The organism is Rhodococcus sp. (in: high G+C Gram-positive bacteria) (genome assembly GCF_049286785.1).
Classification (GTDB): domain Bacteria; phylum Actinomycetota; class Actinomycetes; order Mycobacteriales; family Mycobacteriaceae; genus Rhodococcus_F.
In genome coordinates this window covers 1-5,109 of record NZ_JBAQEO010000278.1, presented here as the reverse complement: position 1 = coordinate 5,109, position 5,109 = coordinate 1, and the positions used below count along the sequence as shown (strand labels likewise).

The 5,109-nt window shown below is 64.6% G+C and carries 6 protein-coding genes and 1 pseudogene; 5 read left to right on the top strand and 2 right to left on the bottom strand.

The window, feature by feature from the left end; translation table 11 throughout:
- Positions 1-771, bottom strand: a 771-nt coding sequence (locus WAW17_RS11125; protein WP_422333036.1) for an FAD-binding protein, incomplete at its 3' end; no start/stop codon positions are given.
- 251 nt (positions 772-1,022) lie between these two features.
- On the opposite strand from WAW17_RS11125, the gene WAW17_RS11120 reads away from it, so the two are divergent.
- The 5 genes from WAW17_RS11120 to WAW17_RS11100 all read left to right on the top strand — a co-directional run bounded on the left by WAW17_RS11120 (position 1,023) and on the right by WAW17_RS11100 (position 4,648).
- Positions 1,023-1,457, top strand: a complete 435-nt coding sequence (locus WAW17_RS11120) for an SRPBCC family protein (RefSeq protein WP_422333035.1) — start codon at positions 1,023-1,025, stop codon at positions 1,455-1,457.
- A 101-nt stretch (positions 1,458-1,558) separates the two neighbouring features.
- Positions 1,559-1,873, top strand: coding sequence for a YbaB/EbfC family nucleoid-associated protein (locus WAW17_RS11115; RefSeq protein ID WP_422333034.1), 315 nt, complete (start codon positions 1,559-1,561; stop codon positions 1,871-1,873).
- Between the two features lie 9 nt (positions 1,874-1,882).
- Positions 1,883-2,491, top strand: coding sequence for a recombination mediator RecR (gene recR, locus WAW17_RS11110; RefSeq protein ID WP_422333033.1), 609 nt, complete (start codon positions 1,883-1,885; stop codon positions 2,489-2,491).
- A gap of 89 nt (positions 2,492-2,580) precedes the next feature.
- Positions 2,581-3,102 carry a TetR family transcriptional regulator gene (locus tag WAW17_RS11105; protein WP_422333037.1) on the top strand — a complete coding sequence of 174 codons (522 nt, stop codon included), beginning with the start codon at positions 2,581-2,583 and terminating at the stop codon, positions 3,100-3,102.
- Positions 3,103-3,172: 70 nt separating this feature from the next.
- Positions 3,173-4,648, top strand: a complete 1,476-nt coding sequence (locus tag WAW17_RS11100) for an MFS transporter (protein WP_422333032.1) — start codon at positions 3,173-3,175, stop codon at positions 4,646-4,648.
- Between the two features lie 284 nt (positions 4,649-4,932).
- Here WAW17_RS11100 and WAW17_RS11095 read toward each other — a convergent pair.
- A pseudogene (locus WAW17_RS11095) lies at positions 4,933-5,109 on the bottom strand (glutamine amidotransferase); the annotation flags it as partial.

Genomic DNA, 5,109 nt, shown 5'->3' with positions numbered 1-5,109 from the left:
GTAGAAGATATTCCGACCGGTGTAGTCGCTGACGGGCCCACCCTCGTCGGTCTGGTGTCCCAGGGTCAGGTAGCTCTCCCTTTCGGTGAAGACCACACCGTCGAGATAGTCGACGGGAATACCGTCGTGGACACGATCGCCGACGATGCGGTCCATCGTCGACTGCATCTCTTCCAGCGAGTCGAAACGCAGGTGGCGGAGCGCGACGAAACGTGCGACCGGTTCGAGTTGGATCCGCAGGCGTGTGGAGTAGCCGAGCGTGCCGTACGAGTTGGGGAATCCCCAGAAGAGGTCGGAGTTCTCGCCTTCCGGTGTCGCGGTGACGATGTCGCCGCTGCCCGTCAGCACGTCGATCTCGAGCACCGATTCGTGCGGTAGGCCGTTCCGGAAGGACGTCGATTCGATGCCGAGGCCGGTGACGGCGCCGCCGAGCGTGATGGTCTTGAGTTGCGGGACCACCAGTGGCGCCAGGCCGTACGGCAGGGTGGCGTCCACCAGATCTTCGTACGTGCACATTCCGGCGACGTCGGCGGTCCTCGCCTGCGGATCGACGGAGATGACGCCGCCGAGTCCGGACACATCGAGGCCGGGCGCATCGGAGCGGGCGCGGTCCCGGAAGAGGTTGGAGGTCTTCTTCGCGAGTCGCACGGTGGCGTCCGAGGGGATCGCACGGTACGACGCGAGGAGACGTTCGACACCCGCGCGGTGAGCGTCGGGCCCGGCGAGGGGCGGAGTTCGATCAATGCGGAAGGGGCGTCGACCCTCCCGCATGCTTTTCAGTAGTTCAACCGAAGAGGCAGCCACAACCCTGACGCTATCTCTCCCGGCGAGTTCAGGCCACGCAAATCAATGCACTCGTCCGTAGATTCACACGGATGTCTCACAATTGTGTTGTTCGGCGCTCCCTCGAGTGAGCTAGCTGCTCACAACCGAATGTCGCTTCCTCGTCGGGACGCCGGGGCGGCAGGCAGGATGTGCGTGGCAAAGCGTTTTGCAGAAACCGTACAAGAGGAGTTCCCACTGTGGGTCAGGTCAGCGCGAGCAGTTCGATAGTCGTCGCAGCCACACCGGAGACGGTGCTCGCCGCTCTGGCGGATTACGAGACGATGCGTCCGCGCATCCTCCCCGAGGAGTACCTCGACTACCGCGTCCTCGAGGGTGGCCAGGGCAGTGGCACCGTCGCGCAGTGGACGTTGCAGGCGACGAAGAAGCGGACCCGGAATATCAAGGCATCCGTGACGGTGACGGGCAATCGGATCACCGAGACGGACGCGAACTCATCGCTCGTGACCACCTGGGACGTCGCCCCCAACGGGGCGGGCTCGACTGTCTCCACGACCACCGAGTGGAAAGGGGCCGGCGGCATCGGCGGCTTCTTCGAGAAGACCTTCGCGCCGCTCGGGCTGAAGAAGATCCAGGCGAAGGTCCTGGAAAACCTGAAGCGCGCACTGGGCTGACGCCGGTGCCGGACGCGGACGACCGGCTCGCCCACGGTCTACGCTGGCGAGAGAAACCTTCTGAAAGGATTCCGTCAGTGCAACCAGGTGGACAACCCGACATGTCTCAGCTTCTCGCGCAGGCGCAGCAGATGCAGCAGCAGCTGATGGCCGCGCAGCAGGAGATGGCCGAGGCCGAGGTCACCGGGCAGGCCGGTGGTGGACTCGTGACCGCCACCGTCAAGGGAACCGGTGAAGTGGTCGGCCTGAGGATCGATCCCAAGGTGGTGGATCCCGACGACGTCGAGACGCTGCAGGATCTCGTCATCGGTGCCATCGAGGACGCTTCCAACAAGGCACAGCAGATCGCGGCGGAGAAGCTCGGTCCGCTCGCGGGCGGATTCGGTGGAGGCCTGCCCGGTCTCCCCGGCTTCTAGAGGCGTCGCGTGTACGAAGGTCCGGTTCAGGATCTGATCGACGAACTCGGCAAACTTCCGGGAGTCGGTCCGAAAAGTGCGCAGCGCATAGCTTTCCACCTCCTCGGTGTCGAGCCACCCGAAATCGATCGGCTGAAGAACGCCCTGCAACGGGTCCGTGACGGAGTCCAGTTCTGTGTGGTGTGCGGCACCGTCTCCGACAAGGAGCATTGCCGCATCTGCGCCGATCCCCGCCGCGATCACACGGTGATCTGTGTTGTCGAGGAGCCCAAAGACGTCCAGGCTGTCGAGCGCACACGCGAGTTCAAAGGTCGCTACCACGTGCTCGGAGGCGCTCTGGATCCGCTGTCGGGGATTGGGCCCGATCAGCTCCGCATCCGCGAGTTGCTCACGCGCATCGGTAACCAGGAGGACGGTGTCGACGTCTCCGAAGTGATCATCGCGACCGATCCGAACACCGAGGGTGAAGCCACCGCCACTTACCTCGTCCGGATGCTCCGCGACTTCCCCGGGCTGACGGTCAGTCGGCTGGCGTCGGGTCTGCCGATGGGCGGCGACCTCGAGTTCGCCGACGAGCTCACGCTGGGCCGGGCGTTGTCGGGACGGAGGACGCTGTGACGTCGGGTGTTGGGACGCCGGGTGTTGGGACGCCGGGTGCTGGGACGTCGGGTGGGACCGTCAAGCGCACCGCCGAGCAGACCCGGGCATTGATCATCGACGCCGCGGGGCGGGCCTTCGCGACCCGCCCGTACCGTGACATCACGCTCAAGGAGATCGCCGAGGACGCCGGGGTCAGCGCCCCGTTGATCATCAAGTACTTCGGTTCGAAGGAGCAGTTGTTCGACGCGCTGGTCGATTTTCGGGCGGCGGCGGCGACGTTGTTCGAGGGGCCCGTCGACGGCCTGGGGCGGCGGATGGTCGAGATGTTCGCGCGTCCCCTCGAACCGTACAAGCCGCTGTCGTTGAGCATTCTGTTCATGAGTGGGCCGAGCGAGGAGAGCAGCCGTAAGCTGCGGGCCAACTATTCGACGCAGATGATCGACACCCTCGCCGGACGCCTGACCGGGGACAATGCTCGGCTGCGGGCGGAGCTCGTGATGTCGATGCTGACGGGGCTCGCAGTGATGCGTCGCAGGATGATGCAGGAGTATGCGACCGGAACGCCGGAGCAGGTGGTGGAGCGGTATTCGCCGATCGTGCAGCAATTGTTGGACGTAGATCACATCTGAAGTCTTGCTAAGTAAATCGTTGTTCACCTACTGTGGTGAACAACCATTTACCAGCTGCAAGGGGTGACACGTGACGATCTCGTTGACGCGCCCCTTCTCAGCTCCCGAGCCCCCGGCTCCAGCGGACCACCCACCCCGGGGTTCGGCGACATCGTCGGGTGGTTCTCGTTTCCTCTTCCCGATCCTGGCCTTCGGTGGTGTGTTCCAGGCCGTCCTGCAGACGGTGATGGTGCCGTTGCTGCCGAGCATGCCGGGTTTCACCGGCGCCAGCCTGCAATCGGTGTCGTGGTTGATCACGACGACACTCCTCGTCGGCGCGGTGGTGACACCGATCTTCGGGCGTCTGGCCGACATGGTCGGTAAGAAGCGGATGTTGCTCGTCGCCTTCATTCTGATGACGGCCGGCTCCGTGCTGTGCGCGGTCACGTCCGACATCGCATTGCTGATCTTCGCCCGCGGATTGCAGGGTGCCGGTGCGGCGGTGATCCCTATCGGTATCTCGATCCTGCGCGACGAGCTTCCGCGCGAGAAGGTCAATCGAGCGATCGCGACGATGAGTTCGACGCTCGGGATCGGCACCGCGCTCGGGTTACCGTTCGCGGCGACAATCGCCGAATACTCCAACTGGCACATGCTCTTCTGGGTGACGACCGGTATCGGGGTGGCTGTCACCACGGCAGCCTTCCTGTGCATCCGCGAATCGGAAGTGCGCTCCGGCGGCCGTTTCGACGGCGCCGGCGCCGTGGGTCTCACCGCGGCGCTGGTCTGCCTGCTGGTTCCGATCACGCAGGGCAGCTCATGGGGGTGGGCGAGTCCCGCCGTGCTGAGCATGTTCGCGTCCGCTGTGTTCCTGTTCCTGCTGTGGGGGTACCAGCAACTCCACAACAAGAATCCGCTGATCGATCTGCAGGTATCCGCACGTCGGACGGTGCTGTTGCCGCACGTAACGGCCCTGCTCGTGGGGTTCGCGTTCTACGGGAATGCTCTGATCACCACGCAACTGCTCCAGGCGCCGCGCGACGGGGCCGGTTACGGACTCACCATCGTCCAGGCTGCAATCTGTCAGTTGCCGACGAGTGTGGCAATGATCATTTTCGCGCAGGTCGGCTCGCGGATGTCCGAACGCGTCGGCGCAAAGGTCACCATTCTCGCGGGTGCGGTGTGCCTCGTCGCCGGATACTCGATTCACACCGTCCCCGACAAGGGTCTGTGGTTGCTCGTCCTCGCACTGGGAATCGCGGCGATCGGGACCGCTCTGGTCTACAGCACCCTGCCGATGCTGATCGTGTGGGCCGTGCCGTCGCAGCAGATGGCCGCCGCGAATGGTGTCAACGTGCTGCTGAGGACGATGGGCACCACCATGTGTAGCGCAGTGGTAGCGACGATCCTCGCCGCGGGCATGGTGGGCGATACGGCGTCCCCCGGAGGATTCTCCGCCGCCTACGCCGTGTGTGGTGTGTTGTCGATGCTGGTCTTCGCCGTCGCGCTGGCATTGCCCGCTCACGCGAAAGCGGCAAAAAGTTCCGCCGAACCTATTGTGACGTAGATCACCCAGGGGTATTGTCAGTAGTGCGGATCGAGGAATTGTACCTGTGAGCAGAGAAAACTCGAGAAGCAGAGATCCGGCCGAGAATGCTGATGCATTCCCGGCCGAACCCCTGTTCGGGGTCTTTTACCATCCGCAGCGATCCTCCTGACGGCTCCGTGCCCCGTCCGTTCGCCGGACCAATCCAGTCTCACAGTCACAGTGGTCCATTCAGGCGGAACCGGTGTCACATTGGGCGACCGGCGCGGGGGACGACCGGCGCGGGGGACGACGGACGACGCCTGCTACACGCGGAGGCGCTCGCGGCGAAGTTGCTCGACCTCGGGGAGGTCGAGGGGGGCGAGTTCGTCTACTCGCAGCGCCCGTTTGAGGAGGAGGTCGGCGAGTTCTGGGTTGCGGGCGAGGGCGGGCCCGTGCATGTAGGTGCCGATGACGGAGCCTTGGACGGCACCTTCGAGGCC